This is a genomic window from Vreelandella alkaliphila, from assembly GCF_016107625.1.
GTDB lineage: Bacteria > Pseudomonadota > Gammaproteobacteria > Pseudomonadales > Halomonadaceae > Vreelandella > Vreelandella alkaliphila.
Genome location: NZ_JABASV010000015.1, coordinates 1 through 25165, shown reverse-complemented (window position 1 = coordinate 25165; position 25165 = coordinate 1). Strand labels below are relative to the sequence as shown.

The window sequence follows — 25165 nt, the reverse complement described above, 5'->3', positions numbered from 1 at the left end:
AAGAGGAGCTACCATGCTTGGGTTGTTAGCAAAGCACAAAAGCGCGTTTAGCTGGCGCTACAAGGGATTGCCTGTCTTGCTGCTAGCCGTATTAAGCATGAGTGGGTGTGCTAGTTCAGGGGGGAATGTTGGCGAGCAAGTCCACCCTGAAGATCCTTGGGAAGGGTTTAACCGTCGCGTGTTTGCTTTTAATGACGTGTTAGATCGCTATACGTTAAAACCAATAGCTAAAGGTTACCAGACGGTTACCCCCGACCCCGTACAAACTGGGGTAGGTAATTTTTTCTCTAACCTGCGTGACGTGCGAACCGCATTAAACAGTTTGCTCCAAGGCAAGCCCGCTAATGCAGGGCTTGCGACGTCGCGCTTTTTAATTAACTCGACTGTTGGCATAGGCGGGCTATTGGATTACGCCACGTTGATGGAAATCAATGCTGATAGGGAAGATTTCGGTCAAACGTTGGCGGTATGGGGATGGGATGACTCGCGCTATTTGGTGTTACCATTGCTCGGTCCTGGAACGCTACGAGATACCGCTGGGTTGCCCTTTGATATTGCTGCTCACCCTATTACCTATCTGGATGACCATACACTTAGGGCTGGTTTGACGGCACTGGATATTGTCCAAATTCGCGCAAGGCTACTGGATCAGGAAGCGTTAATTAGTGGCGATCGTTATCGCTTTGTTCGTGATGCCTTCTTACAGCGCCGTCAGTTTGAGATTAGTGATGGTGAGCTTGGGGATGACCCGTTTGCTATGGACGATTTTGAATTCGACGATACCGATTTTGGTGACGACGATTTCGCCGATTGAGGCTTAATATGGATCATTCCAAGCAGTTGATCGCGGTGATCGATGAGCCAGGGCAAGAGCGTGACGCGCTAGCAGAAGCGATTACGTGCGATGGCTTGTGGGTATTTGCAGCAGATAATATTGACAATTTGCCTGCCGACACCGCGCTCATCGTTGCTCATGCAAGGGCAGTGCCGCGTCAGCAGTGGTCGCAACTGACACATCGTTTGCCTACTTTAGTTGTCAGTGATTCTCGTCAGGACGCGGACCTAATTAAGGCAGTTGATGTTGGTTTAGTTGACTATATTGTTCATCCGCTACGCCACGCAGAACTGTTGCGCCGGATGATTCGTAAAGCCATTGAGCTTCACACATTGGCTCAGGAGCGAGATCGAGACCGAGAGCGTCTGGCCGAATTAAACGAAAGCCTGGAAACGCATCTAGCCTTGCTGCGTATGGATCAACAGAGCGGTGGTCATATTCAGCGCCGCTTATTGCCTATTCATCCCAAAATCATCAACGGTGTGTACTACGATTACTGGTTTGCACCTTCGCTGTATTTGTCGGGAGACTTCCTTGACTATCAGCGCTATAACGATCGCTACAGCGCATTCTATTTTGCCGATGTGTCTGGGCATGGGGCATCCTCTGCGTTTGTTACCGTACTGCTCAAGTATCTATGCAATCGATGGCTTAATGAGTGGGATGGCCAATCGCCAGAACAGTTGGCACCTAACTGGTTGGCGGCATTAAACAGAGAGTTGCAGGACACTGATATTGGCAAACACGCGACCTTGTTTGTTGGTGTCATTGACCACCAGGAGCGAACGCTTCACTATTCGCTCGGTGCGCAGCTTCCTATGCCACTGCTAGTGTCTGGTGGTAAGCTAATGCGTCTGGCAGGAGAGGGAATGCCAGTAGGTCTTTTTCCAGATGTAGAGTATCCTTCGCTCAGCTGTGCTTTACCGGCCGATTTTCATTTATGGCTGTGTTCAGACGGTGTATTGGAATGCTTGCCGGGTAAGACACTCGACACGCGGCTCAAGGAACTTGAGCAATTAGTAAGTGAAAGTGTCACGCTTGAGCAGTTGCGCGATCGGCTAGCCAACACCAACTCCCTTCTTATAGAAGGCGATGCGGATAATGAGGCGAACCAGGACCGCGATGCTTTACCCGATGACCTAACAATCATGATGGTGAGCGGATTTGGTCATGCTGATTGAAGAAGGCCGCATTAAAGCGGCGTTCGACTCCGGTGTTTTTGTTTTAAAATTATGTGGTGACGTGCGCCTAACGCTGTGCGCCACGCTTGATACCCAAGCTCAGCGCCTTGCTGAAACGCCTGGGCTAACGGCGGTAATGATCGACCTGCGCGAAGCAACGAATGTTGATTCGACCGCGCTGGGCTTTCTTGCCAAAGTTGCTATGGCGGTAAAAGGACGTTTAGAGCATCCACCCACCATCATTGCTGATAATCCAGATGTACGACAAATGCTGGATGTGATGGGCTTTGCTCGTTTTTTTACGCTGATGGAAGCGCCATTGCAGCAAGCGTCGAAACTAACATCGGCCCTAGAAGACTTGCCTGCTGAGCCAGCTGACGAAGAGGGGCTGCGTGAACGTATTTTAGAGGCCCATCGAATTCTAATGCATATGAACGAGCACAACCGCGAACAGTTTCAACCGCTTGTGGAAATGCTCGAAGCGCAAAACACAACGGCCCACTAACGCACTTTATCTATATGTAGGTTTCAAGAACTAGGTTTCAAGAACTAGGTTTCAAAAAAAACGCGTCTACTAGACAAGGCCCCCTAAGATAAACATCCTAGAGGGCCTTTTGGCTTTTTTTGTCGCCTATCTATGTTAGCGATCCAGCGGAGTCAGCAATCGAATTAGCTGCTGCGAAGCTTACTAAGCAGTTCTTCGAGCTTGCGCTGGTCAGCCATAAATTTGCGAATACCTTCTGCTAGTTTGTCCGTCGCCATTTCATCTTCGTTCATTGCCCAGCGGAAATCTGCCTGCGCTAACGCTTCACTCGGTGCGCTGCTAGCTGCTTTGGGAATGAGTTGTTGCGGCAACTCTCCTTGAAGTTCGTCTAGTTCGTTAAGTAGTGCAGGGGAAATCGTCAAACGATCACAGCCAGCTAGCGCCTGAATTTCACCCACGTTTCTGAAACTTGCGCCCATGACGATGGTGGAGTAGCCATGGCCTTTGTAGTAGTCGTAAATGCGCTTAACAGACTGCACGCCTGGGTCGTTGGCACCGCTAAAATCTGTGTCAGGGGCTTTAGCTTTATGCCAATCGAGAATACGGCCTACGAACGGTGAAATAAGCGTTGCACCAGCATCTGCACAGGCCTGTGCCTGGGCAAAGCCAAATAATAGGGTTAAGTTAGTGCGAATGCCGTCACGTTCAAGTTGGCGAGCGGCTTGGATGCCTTCCCATGTCGACGCCATTTTGATCAAAATACGCTCTGGGCCTACTCCATGCTGGGCGTATCGCTCAATCAATGAGTGCGCCTTGGCAATGGTGGCATCACGGTCAAACGATAGTCGGGCACTGACTTCAGTCGACACGTAGCCAGGTACCAGTTCACTGATTTCGCTACCAATATCGACAGCCACGCGATCTACCGCGTCTTCAAGGTCGGTGCTTTCTTTGGCAATGCTGGCAAGTCGTGCGCGTCGGTCTTCTTGCTGGGCAGCTTGCAAGATAAGCGAGGGGTTGGTTGTGGCATCTTGCGGCTGAAAGCGGCGGATAGCCTCAAGGTCGCCGGTGTCAGCGACAACCGTGGTCATCTCTTTTAATTGAGTTAGTAGGCTAGTGGCCATGCATCGTTCCTTGTCGTCGTTGAGATAGTTGTCGTTGGATACTTTAGCAAGGGCATTGCGTGGCGAACAGTGACCGACAAATGAATTGAAATCGATTATGATTAGCGGCCTATCAATTCAGCGGCATTCTCTGCTGGATAATGCCAACTTCAAGGATGTTTATGGAACTTAATCCTCGTCGAGTGGCGCTGTTGGTGGCGGCCAACACAGCGCTTGCGCCGTTTGCGATTGATGCTTACTTACCAGCCATTGGGGTACTGGCAGAAAACATCAATGCGAGTATTCATCATACTGAACTCTCAATCAGTATGTTTTTATTTGGCTTCGCAATCGGTCAGCTGTGCTTTGGACCGCTGTCGGATAGGGTGGGGCGTAAGCCTGTTTTGCTCAGTGGCTTGGTGGTGTTTATGCTCGCAAGCTTAATGATCACCACCGTCGATAGTTTGACCTCTTTGCTGGTGTGGCGATTTATTCAAGCACTGGGCGGCGGCGCTTGTGTGGTGAACTCAGCGGCGATTGTGCGCGACTGTTTCAGCGGACGTGAAGCCGCTAAAGTCATGTCAACGATGGCTATGATCATGATGCTTGCGCCGTTGGTGGCACCTGCCGTGGGTAGTATCTTGCTGCACATTGCGGGGTGGTGGCTGATATTTGTATTTTTGGCCGCTTACGCAGGTTTTTTGCTTTGGCTGCTAGGTACGCGTTTACCCGAAACACGAGATACTAACTTACCCGCAGCTTCGCCCCGCCAAGTTATACGCAATTACGCCAGTGTGCTATGTCATAAAGAGGGGATGGGCTATATTTGCGCTGTCGCAGCTTCATTCGCTGGGCTGTTTGCTTTTGTAACCGCCTCTCCATTTTTATACTTAGACTACTTCTCACTATCGCCTAGCGTTTACCCAATGGTGTTTGGCGTCAATGTGCTTGTGATTGCGCTGTCTAATCGCGTCAATATTCATTTACTGCGTAAGCGCTCGCCACAACAGAATTTACGACTAGGGTTAACGATTCAGTTAATTGCGGCACTGGGGCTTGTTATCGCGACAGCGCTTAATTTGGCTTCGCTATATGTGGTGGTGCCTCTAGTCATGTTGTTTACCGGTATGATTGGTCTGATCACACCTAATGCCATTTCTGCGTTACTGGACCATTTTGGACATATCAGTGCCACGGCAACTGCACTGCTAGGTGGCATCCAGTTTAGTTGTGGCGCAATTGCTGGGGTGCTGGTGGGCTTGTTCCAGGTAGAGCACCTATGGCCGATGGTGCTCACTATGTTGGGGGCCGCGTTGCTGGGTAATATCGGCGTCCAAAAGCTGACAAGAAAGCCCGCTTACGGTGATTCGTACTGATGCTTTGTGCTGCTGATTGATGTTAGCGAAAAGGTGTGATGATTGATTTTAATGAATAACTCGTTGCCATGGATAGACATGCCACTTGGCGTGTGGCTAGCCTGTTCTGCCGTATTAATGCTGGGTGCTTTCGTACAGCGTGCGACAGGTTTCGGTTTGGCAGTGGTAGGGGCACCACTACTGTTGATGCTAGAACCACGTTTGGTGCCGGTAGTGCTCGTGTTGTTTGGGTTTACTGTTTCATTGCTGATGGTGCGCCACTACTGGCAAGAAATACGCCTGGACGCGATAGGCATTGCCTTGATTGGCCGCTTGCCAGGGAATGCGCTGGGCATTTGGTTATTGTTAACTGCTCCGTTGGTGGTGCTCGAAAAACTGATCGCCGCTATCGTGTTGTTTGCTGTGATAGTAACGCTGTTTCGTTTTCATCCCCCGGTAAACCGTGTGACGCTGTTCCTGGCAGGTATACTGTCAGGCGTTTTTGGCACGGTGGCTGCCATCGGTGGTCCTCCAGTCGTCCTGCTAATGCATGGCTTTCCACCTGATCGCCTGCGCGGCAATTTGGCCGCTTTCTTTATTCTGACATCTCTTCTAACGCTCATGACGCTAGCGCTTGCGGGCCAGGTATCCGCTTGGCATTTTAAATTAGCGCTCACGTTTCTACCTGCAGTGCTAATCGGTAATGCGCTGGCAGATGTGATTGCCCATCGCTTGGATAGGCGGTTACTACAAGGTGTCTCGCTTGGGCTATGTACGTTGGCTGCGTTGGGGCTGTTAATTTAGTACCAGTGTTATGCGGTACCTCGGATTAAAAATTTTTGTGATGTTACGTCCTGTCACAAAGTTGTCATTGAAACGGTGCAAAGTACGTCTTGCGAAGGCCAAAACCTTACATCGACAGGAGTATTTCGCATGAACCGTATTCTAAAAACGACCGTGATAGCGGCTGCCGTAATGAGCGTTGCCGGTGTTGCCCAGGCACGTGATCAGATCCGCATCGTAGGTTCCAGTACCGTTTATCCGTTTGCCAGCTACGTTACTGAAGAGTTCGGTGCGACTACCGGTAACCCTACGCCTGTGATTGAGTCAACAGGTTCGGGTGGCGGTTTGCGCTTGTTCTGTAATGGTGTAGGTGAAGGCACGCCCGATATCACCAATGCTTCACGTCGTATGAAGCCATCTGAATTTGAGCGCTGTGAAGAGAACGGCGTTACCGATATTACTGAAGCTAAAATCGGTTCTGACGGTATCGTTCTTGGCCAATCAACTAATAACGACGCAGCAGACTTTACCCTAGAACATATTTTCCTAGCCGTTGCCGCTCAGGTCCCCGTTGATGGTGAGCTGGTTGATAACCCTTACACTAACTGGAGCGAAATCGACGATTCTCTACCGGATCGTGAGATTTCTATCTATGGGCCGCCCACGACCTCTGGAACCCGCGATGCTTTTGAAGAGCTGGTGATGGAAGTAGCTTCAGAAGAGTTGGGAGCTTACGGTGACGAAGGTTACACCGAAATCCGCTCAGACGGCGTTTATATCGATGCAGGCGAAAACGATAACTTGATCGTTCAGCGTTTGTCTGAAGATACTAAAGCGTTCGGTATCTTTGGATACTCTTTCTTGACTGAAAACCCGGATACTATCCAGGGCGCGTCTATTAATGGTGTTGAGCCAGAAGTAGAAGCAATTAGTTCTGGTGAATATCCAGTTGCTCGCTCGCTGTGGTTCTACCTCAAGAACCAGCACGCTGATGAAGTACCGCCAATGTATGACTATGCCAACATGTTTATGGAAGAGCTGATGATTGGCAGTGATGGCTACTTGGTTGATATTGGCTTGATTCCGCTGCCCGAAGCTGAGCGTGAGCAAGCTCGTCAGCGTGTTGCTGACCGTGCTCAGTTAACTGTTGAAGACCTGAAGTAAGTTAGAACGCTAGATACAAAAGGCCGGTAGCATAAGCTACCGGCCTTTTAGTTTGAGTTGGCTATATCTTGGTGTTTGTCACATTGCTGTCATGTTTTTACTCCAAAGTGGTCGCCAACACGATTTCATTAGGTGATGCGAGAGAAATTCGATGCAAACTAACCAGCTACTTCTACTCTTTTGCACTGTGCTCTTGCTGCTTGGGCTAGCGGCCTACTTTATTGGCCGCGCAAAGGCTTCCCGTGTACGCGCGTCAGGGGCTGCGATGTATGCGCAGCCAGATCAGTATGCATGGTTTGCTGTTCTCTCAACCGCAGGGCCAGCAGTGCTAGTGGGTGCAGTCGGCTCTTTGCTTTTGTTGCTGCTAGGCGCTGAGATACCCCCGCTTTATTTGTTTGCCGCTAGTCTTGTGGTGGCCGCCGCTGGTCTCGCCGTAGGTGTTGCTCAGGTAAAACCTCAGTTCCACGCGCGCCAAGCCATTGAACGCGTTATCCGGTGGATTTTAGCGGGCGCGGCTTTGATCTCGATTTTCACAACCTTCGGAATACTATTCTCAATTATTTCAGAAGCTTTACGCTTTTTTCAGATGCATAGCTTCTGGGAGTTCATTACCGGCACAACATGGAATCCAGGTGCGAGCTTTTTAGCATCGGCAGGGCGTGGTGACGGCAGCGGTGCAGAATTTGGTTCAGTGCCGCTATTTGCGGGCACCTTTATGATCACTGCTATTGCGATGTTGGTGGCAGTGCCGGTAGGGCTGCTCTCAGCTATTTATATGTCGGAATATGCGCCTGCTAGGGTTCGTACTGTCGCTAAGCCTGTACTTGAAGTGTTAGCGGGCATTCCAACCGTGGTGTATGGCTTCTTTGCTGCCATTACCGTTGCCCCAATTATTGTAAACATTGCAGGGTTCTTTGGTTTAGATGCCTCTTATAACAATGCCGTCGCACCCGGTGTAGTGATGGGAATTATGATTATCCCGTTTATTTCATCGCTTTCCGACGACGTCATTAACTCTGTGCCAGACAGCATGCGCCAAGGTTCGCTCGCACTGGGGATGACGAAAGGCGAGACCATTCGTGATGTGGTCATACCTGCTGCTTTACCTGGGATTATTTCTGCGTCATTGCTTGGTATGTCGCGAGCGCTAGGCGAAACAATGATTGTGGTAATGGCTGCGGGGATGCGACCTAATCTAACAGCGAATCCATTAGAGGACATGACGACAGTGACGGTGCGCATTGTGGCGGCTCTTACTGGCGATCAGGAGTTTGAAAGCGCAGAAACGCTTTCAGCGTTTGCTTTGGGCTTGGTGCTATTCGCGGTGACGCTGACACTCAACCTAGTCTCAGTCTTAATGATTCGCCGCTTCCGTGAAAAATACCGCGTAAATAACCTGTAACGCCGAGGAACTGATTCGATGAGCCATACTTTTGACGAGATCAGCCAGCAGCTTAAGCGGCGTCACCGTAAGTCGGCACGCTTGAAGTGGGTATCCATGGGGGCGCTGGGTTTGGCTGGTCTGTTTTTGGTGCTGTTCTTTGCTGATATGTTGAGCAAAGGGTTGCCAGCTTTCCAGCAGGCGTACATCAATACGGAAATTCGTTATTCAGAAGAAGCTAGCCGCGATGGCCGACAAGCATTTGATGAAGACTTGATACCGCTGATTAGCCGCACTGAGGTGAGGGTAATTCCGCTCCAACTGCGTAACAACCCTGAGCTAATCGGTACGTCAGAGCAACGTTGGATGTTAGCGAACAGTGAAGTAGATCAATATCTAAAAGGGCATCGCAATCGCCTCAGCGATCAAGAAAAGGCAGAAATTGAGGAGCGTGTAGCAGCCGGCCAAGTGGATCTACGCTTCAATAAAACGTTTTTTGGTTCTGGTGATTCAAAAATTGCTGAGAATGCAGGCATTTTGTCGGCGGTTGTTGGCACAGTGATGACGATGATCGTTACCCTGCTGATTGCGTTTCCCATTGGTGTAATGACAGCGATTTATTTAGAAGAATTTGCGCCAGATAACCGCTTTACCCAAGCAATTGAAATTAATATCAACAATCTAGCTGCCATACCTTCGATTCTGTTCGGTTTGCTGGGCTTAGCGATTTTTATTAACTTCTTTGGGGTGCCGCGTTCTTCGCCACTGGCAGGTGGTATGACCTTAGCGCTGATGACGCTGCCGGTGATTATTATCTCTACGCGTACGGCGCTTCGTAGCGTGCCGGATTCCATTCGCCATGCGGCGTTTGGAGTAGGGTGCTCACGCTGGCAGGTAGTCCGTGATCATGTTCTCCCCTTGGCGATGCCGGGAATCATGACCGGTTCTATCATCGGTTTGGCACAGGCGATGGGGGAAACAGCACCGCTAATTATTGTTGGAATGGTGGCATTTATCCCTGATGTAGGGGCTTCATTTACTAATGCCGCAACGGTAATGCCAGCTCAAATATTTACCTGGTCAGGTGAGCCAGAGCAGGCGTTTGTAGAAAAAACTGCTGGCGGTATTTTAGTGCTGCTCACCATACTTATCTCACTCAACGCCTTTGCCGTTGTACTACGTAAGAAATTTGAGCGTCGCTGGTAGGCCAGCACGTCATAGAGGACATTACTATGAACAGCCATGTACCTGTCATGAACCAGCAGAACCTGCCCGACGTAGGGCAGCCTTATACGCGTAATGAAAAGGCTTGCCATGATTTAAGTATCCGCGTTCGTGATTTGAACCTGTGGTACGGCAAAACCCAAGCGTTAAAAGGGCTAAATATTGATCTGTTTCAGAAGAATGTGACCGCACTGATTGGCCCTTCGGGGTGCGGTAAATCGACCTTTTTGCGCTGTCTAAACCGCATGAATGACCTAATTCCTAGTGTGCACACCGAAGGGTTGGTCGAAATGGATGGGCAGGACGTCAATGCTTCTAAGATGGATGAAGTAGCTTTGCGCCGTCGTGTTGGCATGGTTTTTCAGAAGCCAAACCCTTTTCCTAAGTCGATCTACGAAAATATTGCCTACGCACCGCGTATGCATGACTTAGTAAGTCGTAAGGCAGATCAGGATGAGCTTGTTGAGAAAGCGTTACGTGATGCAGGCCTGTGGAATGAAGTGAAAGATAAACTGCAGGAGCCAGGCACCTCATTATCTGGCGGCCAGCAGCAGCGTTTGTGTATTGCCCGAGCGATTGCAGTACAACCAGATGTAATTTTAATGGATGAACCTACCTCTGCGTTGGACCCGATCTCTACAGCAACGATCGAAGATCTGATGGACAAGCTGAAAGAGCAGTTCACCATTGTTACCGTGACGCATAATATGCAGCAGGCCGCACGGGTAGCCGACTACACGGCATTTTTCCACCTGGGAGAAATCATCGAGTACAACGATACCAAAGTGATGTTCTCAACCCCGGCACAGAAAAAGACCGAAGACTATATCTCCGGTCGTTACGGTTAACTAAGACTGCCTGCAGGCCAGCGCCAAGCTAGCCTGCAGGCATTTTTTTAATTTCTCATATATGTTTTTTCGTATATTAGAATTACGATTTTCGCACTGTTCACCTATTCATTTATTTAGACGTTCATGTATACGTTTATCTAAATAGGAGGCCCCATGGTATTACGTATCGGTATTAACGGGTTTGGTCGTATTGGTCGATTAGCACTGCGAAGCTTATGGACTGAAGTCGAAGCTGGGGCAGTAGAGCTTGTGCGTATTAACGACCCAGGCGGTGATTCAGCAACGTTTGCCCACCTGCTTGAGTTTGATTCGGTGCATGGCCACTGGTCTCCTGGCGAAGGGATTGCAGCTTGCGACGATGCGATTGTTTTAGATAGTAAAACTGTTGCGTTTAGCGCCAATAAGGCGATTGCCGATAGTGACTGGTCTGCCTGTGACGTGGTCATCGAGTGCTCGGGTAAAATGAAAGAAACCGCCAAGCTCCAGGCATATCTTGATCAAGGCGTTGCGCGCGTAGTGGTTAGTGCACCGATTAAAGAAGAGGGCGTGCTGAACGTAGTGGTAGGTGTCAACGATCATCTTTATGACCCCGCTCAGCATCGAATCGTGACTGCCGCTAGCTGCACCACAAACTGCCTAGCCCCAGTAGTTAAAGTGATTCAGGAAACCTTTGGTATTCGCCATGGTTCGATGACGACGGTACATGACATTACCAACACTCAGACGATTCTAGATGCGCCGCACAAAGACCTACGTCGCGCTCGCGCCTGTGGTATGAGTTTGATTCCAACGACAACGGGCTCTGCAAAAGCAATTACAGCCATCTTTCCCGAACTGGAAGGAAAGCTGAATGGTCATGCCATTCGTGTGCCGCTGGCCAATGCATCGCTCACCGATATGGTGTTTGAGCTTGAGCGCGAGGTCACGGTGGAAGAGGTCAATCAAGCGCTGAAAGCGGCCGCGGAGGGAGGGCTCGCCGGTATTTTGGGTTATGAAGAGCGCCCGCTGGTATCGATTGATTATCGCACTGACCCGCGCAGCTCCATTATTGATGCGCTTTCTACCATGGTGGTCAACGGCACCCAGCTTAAGCTTTACGCCTGGTATGACAACGAGTGGGGCTATGCCAACCGCACGGCCGAGTTGGCGCTAATGGTAGCTGGTGAGAAGACAGTTAAAGAGCAGATTGACCGTGGCTGATTCGCCGTTTCTCAAAATGCGCGCCCGAGTCATAGCGCTGCCGTTTGAAGTTCGCCAATATATGTTGATCACTGGCAACTACTGGGCGTTTACCATTACCGACGGCGCGCTGCGCATGCTGGTGGTGATGTATTTCCACCAGCTAGGTTACTCGCCGCTGCAAATTGCCATGCTGTTTCTGTTCTATGAAGCGTTTGGCGTAGTGACCAACTTGGTCGGCGGCTGGCTTGGCGCGAGGCTAGGCTTGAACCGCACGATGAATGTGGGGTTGGGGCTACAAATTGTTGCGCTTGCCATGCTGATGGTGCCCGCAGGGATGCTCACTGTTGTTTGGGTGATGGCGGCGCAGGCGCTGTCTGGCATTGCCAAAGACTTAAATAAAATGAGTGCTAAAAGTGCGGTCAAAGTATTGGTGCCTAAAGAGAGTGCCAACGCTAATAGCTCTCTCTACCGCTGGGTAGCGATGCTGACCGGTTCTAAAAATGCATTGAAAGGCCTAGGCTTTTTTATCGGCGGGTTGTTACTGACGCTGATTGGTTTCCGAGGCGCGGTGATTGCCATGGCGGTGATGCTTAGCGCGGTATTACTGGTCTCTTTATGGCGCTTAAAAGCAGACTTAGGGCGCCAAAAAGTAAAACCCAAGTTTTCGGAGATTTTCTCCAAGTCTCGTGCCATCAACGTGCTTTCAGCGGCGCGCTTTTGCCTGTTTGCTTCTAGGGATGTCTGGTTTGTCGTGGCGTTGCCGGTGTTTTTATATGACCAGCACGGCTGGACTCATTGGACAGTGGGGGGATTACTGGCAGCATGGATTATTGGCTACGGTGGGGTACAAACTCAGGCACCTAAACTTACCCGATTGATTAAAGGGGATGCCCGCGCGCTAACCGCAGGCTGGGCAGCCGCTTTAGCGGTACTAGCGATTTTGTTGGCGTCACTACCGCTGGCGCAGGTAGGTTGGCTGGTGGTCGGGCTTTTAGCGTTTGGTGTGCTGTTTGCGATTAATTCCAGCTGGCATAGTTACCTGATTGTTCATTATGCCCGTGCCGATGGCGTCTCGATGGATGTTGGCTTCTACTATATGGCCAACGCCATGGGGCGTTTGGTGGGAACGTTGCTGTCAGGCTGGTTGTATATGGCTTACGGGCTGAGCGCCTGTCTTTGGGTATCGGCGGCCTTAGTGATAGCCAGTTCAGTGATGGCACTGGCGTTGCCAAAGCAGGTTGCCTAAAGGCCATTGTTTAGTCTGTTGATAACGCCGCGCCATCCACATAAAGGTGGCGCAATTTCCACCAACCTTCAACGCCAATGCGCAGCCCTTGGTTAGCAAGGTCGGGATCAATATAGATCGAAACACTATCTTGAATATGGTGCTGATAGTGTTGGGTATCTTCTGGATGGTGCGCTTCAGCTACCGCAAGATTGGCGAGGCCTCCGCAGCAGCCGTACCGTGGGGAGAGGCGGACGGTCACAACGCCGCCTTGTTGTTTGATGAAGTCGACGGCGTTGCTGTCGATATCAATGACATGGTTCATTGTTCACCCCGTACTATTGTTCTGGCATTTGGTTCCTGTATTAGCTCGCGGGATAGTAGACGGTTTCGCCATCCTCTTTGGTAAAGTGTGCAACGGGCTGCTCAAGCAGTTCCAATACTAGTTCGGATGGGCGACATAAGCGCGCGCCTTTTTGGCTAATGACGATAGGACGATTGATCAGAATCGGGTGCGCTATCATGGCGTCAATCAGCTGATCATCGTCTAGCGAAGAGTCATCCAATTTGAGCTCATCATAAGGGGTGCCCTTTTGGCGCAGCAGTTCTCGCGGTGATATCTTCATCATCGCGAGTAGCGCTACTAGGTGCTCTCGGCTGGGAGGTGTTTCCAAGTAGTGAATTACCTCGGGATCTTCGCCCGATGCCTTGATCATTGTCAGCGTATTGCGCGAAGTACCGCAGTTAGGGTTGTGGTAGATGGTGACTGACATGGTGAGTTATCTCTTGGTTAGGTGGAAAGATCGGTTGTAGGTGCATTGCGCTGAGCTGGCGATTTAGTAAACGCAGGTGATAGCGTTGTGGGGTCTTGCTCGGTTTTGTGCGACTTAGCCGCTTCTGCCCACCACGTTAATTGCCCTAGCGCGCGCCCAAAATAGTTTTCCCAGCGTTCTTGCTCCTGGGCAAACTCCCCGTCATCGTTCAGCGCTTCCTGCGCTTTAGGTATATGGATCATGGCGGACACTGGCAGGCAGCCAAGCTCAGATAGAAATGCGCGCATGCTAACGGCGGCACGCACGCCTCCCCATTGCCCCATGGAGTAAGTCACGATAGCGCTGGGTTTGAATGCAAACAGTGATGCACCGAAATGATTCAGCAAATGGCTCAGCGCCGGGCTCATGGAGTGGTTATATTCGGGGCTGACCATCACGTAGCCATCGGCTTGTTCAATCTTGCCTGCAAGAGCTTCAAGATCATCGGGAACCGCTGTTTTTGCGTAAGCAAAATGTGGCTTGAAAGGGCCGTTAAGGTCTAACGTTAGCGGGTCTATAACCTCTGCCGTTGTATCGGGTAGCGAGCTAAGTAGGCGTTTGCACGCCTGGGATACCCGCTCGCCTAAACGAGCAGGGGCGGGCGGCGTAGAGGTTCGAGTTGAACCGAGAAAAACTAAGTAATGTGCCATCCGAGTATCTCTTTGTTATGCGTTTTCAGGAAAATGCTGACGCGTTTTGTTGGCAATGCGTACCAGTGCGAGCATAAGCGGCACTTCAACTAAAACACCAACTACTGTGGCTAGCGCGGCGCCTGACTGTAAGCCAAACAGTGCAATGGCAGCTGCGACCGCCAGTTCAAAAAAGTTGCTGGCGCCGATCATTGCGCCAGGCGCAGCGATGTTGTGCGGCACACGCCACGCTTTGGCCCAGCCATACGCGATAAAGAAGATCAAAAACGTTTGGATAATCAGAGGAATAGCGATCAATACGATATGCAGCGGATTGTTCAGAATAACGTCGCCTTGGAAGGCGAATAGAAGCACTAGCGTAATGATTAACCCGATGGGCGTGATTGGGCCAACGCGCTTCATAAACACGCTGTCGTACCACTCGGTGCCGCGCTTGGCGATCAGTGTTTTACGGGTGAAATAGCCCGCTGCAAGTGGAATCACGATGTACAGCACCACCGACAAAATAACCGTGTCCCAGGGCACTTGAATATTTGAGATTCCTAGTAACAGCACCACAAGCGGCGCAAAGGCAAACAGCATAATCAAGTCATTCAAAGCTACTTGAACCAGCGTGTAAGCCGCATCACCTCGAGTCAGGTAGCTCCATACAAATACCATCGCGGTGCAGGGAGCTGCCCCCAATAATATGGCGCCCGCTAGATATTGACTGGCCAGTTCCTCAGGAATAAATGGCTGAAAAATCACCATGAAAAACAGCCAGGCCAAGGCGAACATTGTGAAGGGTTTAATCAGCCAATTGACAGTGGTGGTAATGGTTAGGCCCTTTGGCTGGCGGCGCACTCCTGCAATAGCACTGAAATCAATCTGCGCCATCATGGGAAAAATCATCGCCCAGATTAATACTGCAATCGGAATGGAGACCTGGGCATACTCAAACCGTGATAACACCTCTGGCACTGCAGGAGCGAACTGCCCAAGTGCAATCCCTGCGACAATGGCAATTGCTACCCATACGGAAAGGTAGCGTTCAAACAGCCCCATATCGGCACTAGTGGGTGATGTGTTGCTCTGGGTCGTCATAAAGCCACTCCCTGATCAAATAGCACGTTGACTGACGCGTTTGGAGACTTCTTCAGCGCTTTCTTTGCGTTCGGAGTAACGGTCGGTTAGCAGATCGCTGCGTTCACGAACCAGCAGTGTGAACTTCACCAGTTCTTCCATAACATCAACAATGCGGTCATAAAATGGAGAAGGCTTCATGCGACCGTTGTCATCAAACTCCATAAAAGCCTTAGGTACCGATGACTGGTTTGGAATCGTCACCATGCGCATCCAGCGTCCTAAAATACGCAGCTGATTTACCGTGTTAAACGACTGGGAGCCACCGCACACCTGCATTACTGCAAGCGTTTTACCCTGGGTGGGGCGAACGCCGCCTAAGGCAAGAGGAATCCAGTCAATTTGTGCTTTCATAATGCCAGTCATTGCACCGTGGCGTTCAGGTGAGCACCACACCATGCCATCGGCCCACTGTGCCAGTGTACGCAGCTCATCCACTTTAGGGTGACTTGAATCTTCCGCATCCGGCAAGGGTAAGCCCCGCGGATCAAAAATCTTTGTATTTGCCCCCATTGCATTGAGTAGCCGAGCGGCTTCTTCAACGGCTAATCGACTGAATGAGCGTTCCCGCAGTGAACCGTAAAGCAGCAGGATTTTGGGGGCAGGCTGGTCACTCAAGGGAAGCCTCAATGTTTCATGATTGGGAGCTTTAAACAGACGGCTGTCCACGTTGGGTAAATCATCAAGCAATGCCATTGGCGGTACTCCTTTTATGTCGAAGAAGTGGTTATTGATCGTTATGATATATGTTTTTTCGTATATTTGTACCAGTAACTAGCAGGCTGCAATAATGACGTCATCTTGAAGGCGTAAATTGCTTAAATTACACCCATTAAGAGGTCATTTATTTATGCCAAAGCGCCGCGTGCTGTTCCTTTGTAATGCCAATTCTGCACGGTCTTTGATGGGAGAAGCGCTGCTTCGCCAGATGGCAAGTGATCGTTTTGATGCTTTTAGCGGAGGTTCCGAGCCAGATGAACCCCATGCGCTAACGTTAGAGGCACTGCATAAACAGGGCCTTGATACGGAAGGATTGCGTAGTAAGTCACTGGATGAGTTTGAGGACGAGTACTTCGACTTTGTCATTGTACTTTGCGACAAGGCGCAACAGGTTTGCAGAGACTGGCAAGGGCGCGCCAGAGAAGTGCTTTTCTGGGATATTCGTGATCCGAGGCTAATTAGTAAACTAGATGCATACGAGCAAGCGCTATTAGAAATCCGTCGGCGTCTGCAGCTATGGCTGTCCCTGCATGCTCATGATCAGCCACGTGGTTGAAAGAATTTATGCGTATGGTGAATAGTTTAAGCGTTAAAGCAAGCTGGGCGCTGGTGTTAGTGACCTTCACCTGTCTCATATTGGCAATTGGTGGGTTGGGGTTATTTGCCAATCACTTTGGCCGTGAGGCATTTACGTCGCTGCAGCAACGAGACATGAATCAGGTACGCGAGCTTAACGGGGCCTATACCCAGCTGCTGCGTGCTCGTATACAAATGAACCGAGCTGCTGAGCTAATTCGTACTCCTTCTTTTGAGCGTCCAGAACCTTTGTTAGAGGAAGCAGGGAGCTTGTTGAATACGGCTTCAGCCCGCTTTAACGCTTTCTACTCGAGTTTTGCTGAGGATGAGCGGCTTGAGCTTGTGGATCAGTTGGCGAATAATTTCCACTCACTAGTTAATAATAATTTAAGTTTGCAAATGATGATGCTGGAAGAGCGCGATGTTCGAGGCTTCCTATCTGGCGAGTCTCGCGTGGATGAGAGTAGTCAGCAGTTTGTGACTGCTGCGGAAGCCTTCTACGGTTATTCGGTCGCCCGTGGCGCTGGGCTGCTTGATCGCTTTCAAAAAGTATCGTCGCTACTATTTTGGGGGGTGCTTGGCGTTGTTGTTGTGGCAATGCTGGTCATAGCGTTAGTGGTATGGGGCGTGCGTAACAATGTTTTGCAGCCTTTGCGTGCAATAACGCAGCACTTTAAACGCATTGCCAAGGGCGATTTATCAACGCCAGTCGAAGCCCATGCCGCGAATGAAATTGGTCTGTTGTTTAGCGAATTGGCAAACATGCAGCATTCGCTGACGTCGACGGTGAACCATCTTAACAACAGCAGCCAACAGGTTTACACCGATAGCCAAGTCATGGCAGCTCAAAGCCAACAATTGGCGGGGCAAACTGACTCGCAAGTATCCGCACTCGTGCAAATGGCGGCAAGCCTCAAGCAGTTAACCGCAACCGTAAATCAGAATGCAGAAAGTGCGGCGCATGTGAGTCAAGCGACGACGGGTGTCGCTCATAAAGCGCAGCAAGGTGATCAAGTGATTGCCCAGTTCATAGCGACTATGCAGGCCATTAACAAGCACTCCGAAGAAATACAAAGCATTATTTCCATGATTGAAAGCATTGCCTTCCAAACGAATATTCTGGCTTTGAATGCTTCTGTTGAGGCAGCGCGTGCGGGTGAGCACGGGCGTGGCTTTGCGGTGGTGGCCAGCGAAGTACGAGCGTTAGCAACGCGCAGTGCTGATGCGGCACATGAAATTCGGTCGCGTATTGAAGCATCTCGCCAGAGTGTTGAGGAGGGGAGTGAGTTATCTCAGCAAGCGGGTGAGCATACGCGCGATATTATGCAGTCGGCCACTCAGGTAGAGCAGTTGATGGCAAGGATAGCCAGCGCGTCGGAAGAGCAGCGACGTGGTATTGAGGAAGTGAACAGGGCGGTCACGCAAATTGATATGACAACTCAAGATACGCTGAAGCTGGTCAATCACGCGGCACAAAGTGCTGAAGGACTAACTCAAGAAGCTCTGAAAATGCGTGAATATGCTGGTCAATTTCGCATGGTTGAGGATCAGCTTAGCAATAATCATGATGATATCAGTGAAGTTACAGAGGCGCCCAGGTCGTTGGACTGGCAGACATTGGCCACTTCAGAAAAGTATGGCGATAGGGAGGATAAACGCGCCTTGGCATGATCAGTATGGCAAGGCGCGGGAGGGTTGATTATATTAGTCGATTAGCTCAACGGCCACAGCGGTGGCTTCGCCACCACCAATGCACAGGCTGGCAATACCACGTTTGCTGCCTTTGGTGCGTAGGGCGTGAATAAGCGTCGCAATGACGCGTGAACCTGTTGAGCCAATTGGGTGCCCTTGGGCACAAGCGCCGCCAAACACGTTGACTTTCTCGTGGGGTAGCCCCAAGTCATCCATCGCCATTAACGTAACGACAGCGAACGCTTCGTTAATCTCAAACAGATCAACATCGTTAACACCCCAGCCAAGCTTTTTCATCAGCTTTTCAATGGCACCGACTGGCGCAATGGTGAATTCGCTTGGATGGCGAGAGTGGGTGGTATGGCCAAGCATTTTGGCTAGTGGCTTCACACCATGGCGCTGTGCGGCTTCATGGCTGGCCAAAATAAGTGCGGATGCACCGTCGGAAATTGAGCTAGCGTTGGCAGCCGTAATAGTACCGTCTTTGGCAAACGCCGGGCGCAACTGGCGAATTTTATCTAGCTTCGCTTGGAAGGGCTGTTCATCATGCTCGACCAGCGTTTCACCTTGGCGGGTGGTTACTGTTACCGGCGCCATTTCTGCCGCTAAGTGGCCGTTATTGGTAGCGTCCATAGCGCGCTCTAAGGATGCAATGGCAAAATCATCCAGGCGCTCGCGCGTGTAGCCACGCTCTGAGGCAACATCCTGAGCGAAAACCCCCATCAATTTGCCGGTTTCGGCATCTTCTAAGCCGTCAAGGAACATGTGGTCCTTTAGCTCGCCATGACCTAGACGATAACCGCCACGCGCTTTAGTGAGTACGTGTGGGGCATTAGACATCGATTCCATGCCGCCAGCGAGAAGCACTTCCCCCGTCCCGGCTTTGATCAAGTCGTGGGCTAGCATGGTGGCTTTCATGCCAGAACCACACAGTTTATTGATCGTAGTAGCACCATTGGCATCGGGAATGCCAGCCTGACGCATGGCCTGGCGGGCTGGCCCTTGTTTTACGCCGGCGGGTAGTACACAACCCATGATGCCTTCTTCAATAACGGATGCTTCGATACCCGCTCGCTCTATGGCAGCGCGGATTGCAACGGCCGCAAGTTCGGGAGCCGTCATGCTGGAAAGACTACCCATCATGCCGCCCATTGGCGTGCGGGTGGCAGATAAAAATACAACCTCGGTGGCATTACTCATTTGTGCGTCTCCTGTCGGATTTCTTGTGATTATCTTGCTGTAAGCTTAGTGATGCGTTGACCCGTTGGCGGGGCTGTGGTCTTCTCCTAAGTAACCAAGCAAGCGCTAGTGTAAATGACATGAATGTAATGAATGCTTCCCCTCGCCGCAAGGAATTGACACGTTTAGCGGCTCAGCTATTCGTCCAAGAAGGCTTTGATCGCACCACGGTGCGTATGCTGGCGCAAGAAATGGGTATCAAGTCTGGCAGCTTGTTCCATCACTTCAAAGATAAGCAGGAAATCTTAGCTGCGGTAATAGAGGAGGGTACCCAGAATGCTCTTAGTATTGCTAAAGCAGCGCTTCAAGAGTGCGACAATGATCCTGAGGCGCGTCTGCATGCTATGGCCCGAGCGCACTTAGAGACACTTTTCGCTGATCGCAATGCCCATGTGGTCGCGTTATTTGAATGGCGACGGTTAGATCCAGATGCGAGTGCCCATTTAAGCCACCTGCGGGATGCTTACGAAGCACTATGGGTAGAGGTTATCGATGATGCGCTGGCAGCAGAGCTTATTCACGGTGACCGCTTTCTTGTATCGCGATTTATATTGGGTGCCCTGAATTGGACGGTACGCTGGTACGACCCTAGTGGGCCGCGCACCCCCGATGATCTAGCCGATGAACTGGTCGCAATGATTATGGCCCGTTAACACCCCTCTCGACCAACGTCTAATCCGTTTACGACGCTGATTGCTTGCGCTCCCGCGCAAATGCTTTTAGCGTTAGTTTAATTGCAAGGTTTCCGTTAACGTAAACGGACAATAATAAAGTGTAAGATCGAAACCTGGCCTGTCTGTTTGCGTACAACTGCTCACGACTAACAACATAAGAGAGCCATCATGACAGCAACATCAGCGTCACTACCCACATATTCCACCTTCCTGGAAGGCTTTACGGTTGACACCATGATTGCCAGGCTGGATGACCATCAGGATGGTTGCCTTAATGCCTTTGAGGCATGCTGCGGTCGTCATGTGCGCCAGGGGCGAGGTGATGTGCTTGCGCTCGTGCAGGAAGATATCAATGGACAAACCCATACGCTGACGTATGCAGAACTAGACGAGCAGAGCGGCAAGCTTGCTGGCTGGTTTAAGGCCCAAGGGCTTGGTGAAGGGGACCGTATTGCCTGCATGCTGCCGCGCTCAACAGCGCTGTTAGTGGCGGTTCTTGCCACTTGGCGAATTGGTGCGGTTTATCAGCCGTTATTTACCGCGTTCGGTCCTGATGCGGTGGATTATCGCCTGGGGCGCGCTGACACCAAGCTGGTTATTACCGATCATGCTAATCGCTTTAAGTTTGATGGGCTAAGCCAGTGCCCGCCTGTTTTGGCAGTAGGCGGGGCCACTAGCGAGCATCCTAATGATCATGATTGGCAGGCTGCGTTGACGCATACGTCAATGAGCGAAAAGCCACCTCGTCTTGCCCCTGAAAAACCTTTTCTTCAGATGTTTACTTCAGGCACGGTAGGTAAGCCAAAGGGAGTAGCAGTGCCGCTTTCCGGTATGACAGCGTTTGCTCTCTATATGGAGCTGGCGGTCGATCTTCGTGACGATGATCGCTTTTGGAATATGGCTGACCCTGGTTGGGCATATGGGCTTTATTACGCGATTGCTGGGCCGCTGCTGCTCGGTGTTACCACGCACTTCTGCGAGGCAGGTTTCAGTGCAGAAGGTGCCTTGGCGTTCATGAAGCGTCACCATATTACTAACTTCGCTGCGGCGCCCACGGCATACCGCTTAATGAAAGCGTCAGGACTGTTCGATGACGCCCACCAAACCTTAGAGCTTCGCGCGGCGAGTTCGGCAGGCGAGCCACTGAATACAGAAGTAGTGACCTGGGTGGAGAAGTCGTTAGGTTGTCCGGTCATGGATCACTATGGTCAAACAGAAACCGGCATGACCTGTAATAACCATCACTCCCTTGATCACCCCAAACATGTTGGAGCGATGGGGGTGCCAATGCCGGGCTACCGCTTGGTTATCTTGGACGCCGAGTATAACGAGCTGCCGCCCGGTGAGCCGGGTGTGCTTGCAGTTGATATCAAAAACTCACCCGCCCACTTCTTCCAAGGGTATACCTGGCAAGAAAAAGATCCCTTTGTGAACGGTTACTACCTGACTGGTGATGTAGTTATCCGCAATGAAGACGGCTCGTTTCAATTTGCCGGACGCGATGACGACATTATTACCACCGCAGGCTACCGAGTTGGCCCTACGGATGTTGAAAACAGTGTCATGACCCACCCTGCGGTTGCCGAATCTGCAGCGGTTGGCCAGCCAGACGAGATTCGTGGCGAGGTCATTAAATCTTATATCGTACTGCGTGATGGGTATGAGGCTAGTGAGGGGCTTGCTGATGAGATCCGCCAGCAAGTGCGTGAGCGTCTTTCTACTCATGCGTTCCCCAGGGTTATCGAATTCGTCGATGAGCTGCCCAAAACGCCTAGCGGCAAGATTCAGCGCTTCAAACTTCGTGCCCAAGCGACTGAGCAAGCACGCAACGACAAATAATCAAAGGAAAGTTGAAATGCAGGTGAAGGATTGTACGTTTTTAATTACTGGTGCTGCTTCAGGGCTAGGTGCGGCAACAGCAGAGCGCCTAATAGCTGCCGGTGGGAGCGTTGTATTGTGTGACATGAATAATAGCGTGTCGGACCATGCTAAACGCTTAGGTGATCGTGCAGTGGCCTGCATAGCTGATATCACCTCTGCCGAGCAAATGCAGCAGGCGATTGACGAAGCGATTGCACTGGGAGGTGGCAGCGGCCTTTCGGGTGTTATTCACTGTGCTGGCGTAGTAAGCGTGGCCAAACTGGTTGACCGTAATGGCAATCCCGCAGACCTGAAAAGCTATGCAAAAACGATCAACATTAATTTAGTGGGTACGTTTAATGTGATGCGTTTGGCGGCAGCCGCCATGGCCAAAAATACGCCCAATGAGAGCGGTGAGCGGGGCGTAATTATTAATACGGCTTCTATCGCGGCATTCGATGGGCAAGTGGGGCAGTGTGCTTACAGTGCTTCGAAAGCCGGTGTTGTGGGAATGAGTTTGCCGGCTGCTAGAGAGCTATCGCGTCATGCTATTCGCGTTATGGCGATTGCGCCTGGCGTTTTTGAAACGCCCATGATGAGTGAGATTCCTGACGAGGCGGCTCAAGCCTTAGCCGCTGCGGTGCCTTTCCCCAAGCGGTTGGGTAAGCCAGATGAATTTGCTCAGTTGGCCGAGCAGATTATCACTAACCCAATGTTGAATGGTGAAGTGATTCGGCTGGATGGAGGCATTCGAATGCAGTAAATAGGCTGGAAAATTAGTAGCGGCTGATAACCTGCCAGCACTTTTGCTGGCGGGTTTTTTTGTTTATAGATCAATTTTTTACCGGTTGGTCGACCAAAGTTGTAGCGGTTTTGAGTGTTATATTCAAACGACCGCTTGACTATGATGCGGCTGCGCGCTAGTTTTCAAACATGTGTTTGAAAGCGGCTTTTTTTGAAATCCAGGCCGTACTAAAAATGTAAGCCGCTTTCAGCCCCCAGTTCAGGAGAAGTGACATGCCCAGCTATCAAGCCCCCTTACGTGATATGCGTTTCGTTATGGACGAAATGTTTGACTACCCCAGCCACTATGCAGCGCTACCCTGTGGTGATGAAGCGTCTCCAGACGTCGTGAATGCGATTCTTGAAGAGGGCGCGCGCTTTGCCCGTGATGTGCTACTTCCGCTCAATCAAAGTGGCGATGAAGAGGGGTGCTTGTTAGAAGGTGGCGAAGTTAAAGCGCCGCAAGGTTTTAAAGAAGCGTATCAGCAATATGTTGAAGGTGGCTGGCCAAGCCTAGCAGCAGATCCTGAACAGGGCGGCCAAGGTCTTCCGCCCTCATTGGCGATGATGCTGTCTGAAATGATCTGCGCAACTAACTTAGCGTGGGGTATGTATCCAGGGCTTTCCCATGGTGCGGCCGATGCGCTTCGGCATCATGGCACTGATGAGCAAAAGGAAACCTACCTTACCAAACTGGTTGAGGGTGTTTGGACAGGCACAATGTGCCTCACCGAGCCGCACTGTGGTACTGACCTCGGGTTAATTAAGACGCGTGCGGTGCCTAATGAGAGTGGTGCCTACGCCATTACAGGTACTAAGATCTTTATTTCTGCTGGCGACCATAATCTGGCAGAAAACATCGTACACCTCGTATTAGCCAAACTGCCTGGCGCTCCTGAGGGCTCGAAGGGTATTTCTCTATTTGTTGTGCCTAAGTTTATGCCAGATGCTCAAGGCAATCCCGGCGATCGTAATGGCGTTTCCTGTGGCTCGCTCGAGCACAAAATGGGCATCCACGGTAATGCGACTTGTGTGATGAACTTTGATGGTGCGACGGGCTATTTAGTTGGAGCGCCTAACAAGGGCTTGGCGTGCATGTTCACTATGATGAATGCCGCACGTCTTGGGGTGGGTATTCAAGGTTTAGGCTTAATTGAAGCCAGTTTCCAAAACTCGCTCAGTTACGCTCGTGACCGGTTACAAATGCGCGCCCTTTCTGGTGCTCAAGCGCCTGAGAAAGTAGCAGACCCTATTATTGTTCATCCTGATGTGCGCCGTATGCTACTAACCCAGAAGGCGTTCGCCGAGGGTGGTCGCATGCTGGTGCTATACACCGCTCAAATGCTAGATATCGTTGAGCACGGTAAGCCTGGCGAAGAGAAAGAGCGGGCTGAAACTCTGCTTGGTCTATTAACGCCTATCGTGAAAGCGTTTCTCACTGAAGTTGGTTTTGAGTGCACCAATGAAGGCGTGCAGATTTTTGGTGGGCACGGCTTCATTAAAGAGTGGGGGATGGAACAGCTGGTGCGTGATGCGCGTATTACCCGTCTCTATGAAGGTACTACCGGCATTCAGGCGTTAGACCTGCTTGGCCGAAAGGTGTTGATGAGCCAGGGTGAATCGCTAAAAGTATTCACCAAAGAGATCCATAAGTTCTGTAAGACGGAAGCTGATAACCCAGCTCTAAAAGAGTTTGTTGAGCCGCTAGCGAAGCTAAATGCTGAGTGGGGCGAGCTAACGATGGGCGTGGGTATGAAAGCCATGCAAGACCGTGAAGAAGTGGGGGCGGCTAGCGTCGACTACCTCATGTACTCCGGCTATGTCACCTTGGCGTACCTTTTTGCCCGCGCAGCTAAGCAGTCGTTGGTGGAATTAGAAGGTGACGATAAGGCGTTTTATGCGGCCAAGTTGAATACTGCTCGTTTCTATTACCAGCGCCTGCTGCCGCGTACTAAAGCACATGCTCAGATGATTCAAGCGGGTGCGGGAAGCCTTATGGCGATGTCGAGCGAAGATTTTGGCTTGGGCTTTGAGATATAAGCTTTTGAGATTTAGCTCAGCAGGAGTCGTTATTCTGCAAAAGCAGATTCATCTGTAGGTTTAACTGAGCACTCTCTGGTCAGGGGACTGATCGGTGGTTTGCGGCAGGCTTGTTCTTAGAACAACACCTGCCGCTTTTTTATTTCAATTTATTTTCCAATAGCTCTTGCCAAAACGGCAGCGAATCCGTAAAGTACGCATCCGCTGCCGGGGACGCACAGCGTTACCA

24 protein-coding genes are annotated in these 25165 nt (G+C 50.8%); 17 read left to right on the top strand and 7 right to left on the bottom strand.

The window, feature by feature from the left end:
- The first annotated feature begins 13 nt into the window (after positions 1 to 13).
- The 3 genes from JFC11_RS17075 to JFC11_RS17065 are packed head-to-tail and all read left to right on the top strand — an operon-like array spanning position 14 to position 2521.
- Positions 14 to 814 carry an MlaA family lipoprotein gene (locus tag JFC11_RS17075; protein WP_038482932.1) on the top strand — a complete coding sequence of 267 codons (801 nt, stop codon included), beginning with the start codon at positions 14 to 16 and terminating at the stop codon, positions 812 to 814.
- Between the two features lie 8 nt (positions 815 to 822).
- The gene (locus JFC11_RS17070; protein ID WP_095602252.1) at positions 823 to 2016 is read left to right on the top strand and encodes a PP2C family protein-serine/threonine phosphatase; all 1194 of its coding nucleotides are present in this window, start codon (positions 823 to 825) and stop codon (positions 2014 to 2016) included.
- Complete coding sequence (locus JFC11_RS17065) at positions 2006 to 2521, top strand: STAS domain-containing protein (protein WP_038482938.1); 516 nt, start codon at positions 2006 to 2008, stop codon at positions 2519 to 2521. The genes JFC11_RS17070 and JFC11_RS17065 overlap by 11 nt, the downstream gene beginning before the upstream one ends.
- A 164-nt stretch (positions 2522 to 2685) precedes the next feature.
- On the opposite strand, the gene tal is transcribed toward JFC11_RS17065, so the two are convergent.
- Complete coding sequence (tal, locus tag JFC11_RS17060) at positions 2686 to 3624, bottom strand: transaldolase (RefSeq protein WP_038482941.1); 939 nt, start codon at positions 3622 to 3624, stop codon at positions 2686 to 2688.
- Between the two features lie 161 nt (positions 3625 to 3785).
- Between tal and JFC11_RS17055 the strand changes: the two genes are divergently transcribed.
- The 8 genes from JFC11_RS17055 to arsJ all read left to right on the top strand — a co-directional run bounded on the left by JFC11_RS17055 (position 3786) and on the right by arsJ (position 12789).
- Positions 3786 to 4979: a multidrug effflux MFS transporter gene (locus JFC11_RS17055; RefSeq protein ID WP_038482944.1), complete on the top strand. Its 1194-nt coding sequence runs from the start codon at positions 3786 to 3788 to the stop codon at positions 4977 to 4979.
- Between the two features lie 51 nt (positions 4980 to 5030).
- Complete coding sequence (locus JFC11_RS17050; protein ID WP_038486613.1) at positions 5031 to 5762, top strand: sulfite exporter TauE/SafE family protein; 732 nt, start codon at positions 5031 to 5033, stop codon at positions 5760 to 5762.
- A gap of 129 nt (positions 5763 to 5891) precedes the next feature.
- Positions 5892 to 6905, top strand: coding sequence for a substrate-binding domain-containing protein (locus tag JFC11_RS17045; RefSeq protein WP_038482947.1), 1014 nt, complete (start codon positions 5892 to 5894; stop codon positions 6903 to 6905).
- A gap of 151 nt (positions 6906 to 7056) precedes the next feature.
- Positions 7057 to 8307 carry a phosphate ABC transporter permease subunit PstC gene (gene pstC / locus JFC11_RS17040; RefSeq protein WP_038482950.1) on the top strand — a complete coding sequence of 417 codons (1251 nt, stop codon included), beginning with the start codon at positions 7057 to 7059 and terminating at the stop codon, positions 8305 to 8307.
- Positions 8308 to 8325: 18 nt separating this feature from the next.
- Positions 8326 to 9492: a phosphate ABC transporter permease PstA gene (gene pstA / locus JFC11_RS17035; protein WP_038482953.1), complete on the top strand. Its 1167-nt coding sequence runs from the start codon at positions 8326 to 8328 to the stop codon at positions 9490 to 9492.
- Positions 9493 to 9518: 26 nt separating this feature from the next.
- Complete coding sequence (pstB, locus tag JFC11_RS17030; protein ID WP_038482956.1) at positions 9519 to 10358, top strand: phosphate ABC transporter ATP-binding protein PstB; 840 nt, start codon at positions 9519 to 9521, stop codon at positions 10356 to 10358.
- Positions 10359 to 10514: 156 nt separating this feature from the next.
- Positions 10515 to 11561, top strand: a complete 1047-nt coding sequence (locus JFC11_RS17025) for an ArsJ-associated glyceraldehyde-3-phosphate dehydrogenase (protein ID WP_198350135.1) — start codon at positions 10515 to 10517, stop codon at positions 11559 to 11561.
- Between the two features lie 16 nt (positions 11562 to 11577).
- Positions 11578 to 12789 (top strand): organoarsenical effux MFS transporter ArsJ, encoded by a 1212-nt coding sequence (arsJ, locus tag JFC11_RS17020; RefSeq protein ID WP_198350148.1) that lies wholly within the window; start codon positions 11578 to 11580, stop codon positions 12787 to 12789.
- 10 nt (positions 12790 to 12799) lie between these two features.
- On the opposite strand, the gene JFC11_RS17015 is transcribed toward arsJ, so the two are convergent.
- From JFC11_RS17015 to arsH, 5 genes are read right to left on the bottom strand one after another with little or no spacing between them, the layout of a single operon-like run.
- Positions 12800 to 13093, bottom strand: a complete 294-nt coding sequence (locus JFC11_RS17015) for a CC/Se motif family (seleno)protein (protein WP_038482962.1) — start codon at positions 13091 to 13093, stop codon at positions 12800 to 12802.
- 40 nt (positions 13094 to 13133) lie between these two features.
- Positions 13134 to 13541, bottom strand: a complete 408-nt coding sequence (arsC, locus tag JFC11_RS17010) for an arsenate reductase (glutaredoxin) (RefSeq protein WP_198350134.1) — start codon at positions 13539 to 13541, stop codon at positions 13134 to 13136.
- Between the two features lie 17 nt (positions 13542 to 13558).
- Positions 13559 to 14230 (bottom strand): NADPH-dependent FMN reductase, encoded by a 672-nt coding sequence (locus JFC11_RS17005; RefSeq protein WP_038482967.1) that lies wholly within the window; start codon positions 14228 to 14230, stop codon positions 13559 to 13561.
- Between the two features lie 15 nt (positions 14231 to 14245).
- Entirely contained in the window at positions 14246 to 15313 is a 1068-nt protein-coding gene (gene arsB / locus JFC11_RS17000; RefSeq protein ID WP_038482970.1) for an ACR3 family arsenite efflux transporter, read from the bottom strand.
- 15 nt (positions 15314 to 15328) lie between these two features.
- A complete protein-coding gene (gene arsH / locus JFC11_RS16995) occupies positions 15329 to 16048 on the bottom strand; it encodes an arsenical resistance protein ArsH (protein ID WP_198350133.1) in 720 nt (239 codons plus the stop codon).
- 154 nt (positions 16049 to 16202) lie between these two features.
- On the opposite strand from arsH, the gene JFC11_RS16990 reads away from it, so the two are divergent.
- Positions 16203 to 16628: an arsenate reductase ArsC gene (locus tag JFC11_RS16990; protein WP_198350132.1), complete on the top strand. Its 426-nt coding sequence runs from the start codon at positions 16203 to 16205 to the stop codon at positions 16626 to 16628.
- A 14-nt stretch (positions 16629 to 16642) separates the two neighbouring features.
- Positions 16643 to 18319 carry a methyl-accepting chemotaxis protein gene (locus JFC11_RS16985; RefSeq protein WP_231658637.1) on the top strand — a complete coding sequence of 559 codons (1677 nt, stop codon included), beginning with the start codon at positions 16643 to 16645 and terminating at the stop codon, positions 18317 to 18319.
- A gap of 33 nt (positions 18320 to 18352) precedes the next feature.
- Here JFC11_RS16985 and JFC11_RS16980 read toward each other — a convergent pair whose 3' ends face one another.
- Positions 18353 to 19540, bottom strand: a complete 1188-nt coding sequence (locus JFC11_RS16980; RefSeq protein WP_198350130.1) for an acetyl-CoA C-acyltransferase — start codon at positions 19538 to 19540, stop codon at positions 18353 to 18355.
- 128 nt (positions 19541 to 19668) lie between these two features.
- Here JFC11_RS16980 and JFC11_RS16975 point away from each other — a divergent pair, with 128 nt between their 5' ends.
- The 4 genes from JFC11_RS16975 to JFC11_RS16960 all read left to right on the top strand — a co-directional run bounded on the left by JFC11_RS16975 (position 19669) and on the right by JFC11_RS16960 (position 24936).
- The gene (locus JFC11_RS16975; RefSeq protein ID WP_089037912.1) at positions 19669 to 20232 is read left to right on the top strand and encodes a TetR/AcrR family transcriptional regulator; all 564 of its coding nucleotides are present in this window, start codon (positions 19669 to 19671) and stop codon (positions 20230 to 20232) included.
- Positions 20233 to 20421: 189 nt separating this feature from the next.
- Positions 20422 to 22092 (top strand): AMP-binding protein, encoded by a 1671-nt coding sequence (locus tag JFC11_RS16970; protein ID WP_198350129.1) that lies wholly within the window; start codon positions 20422 to 20424, stop codon positions 22090 to 22092.
- A gap of 16 nt (positions 22093 to 22108) precedes the next feature.
- On the top strand, positions 22109 to 22876 hold the full coding sequence (locus JFC11_RS16965; RefSeq protein WP_198350128.1) for an SDR family NAD(P)-dependent oxidoreductase: 768 nt from the start codon (positions 22109 to 22111) through the stop codon (positions 22874 to 22876).
- 254 nt (positions 22877 to 23130) lie between these two features.
- A complete protein-coding gene (locus tag JFC11_RS16960; protein WP_120387201.1) occupies positions 23131 to 24936 on the top strand; it encodes an acyl-CoA dehydrogenase C-terminal domain-containing protein in 1806 nt (601 codons plus the stop codon).
- Positions 24937 to 25165: the final 229 nt, after the last annotated feature.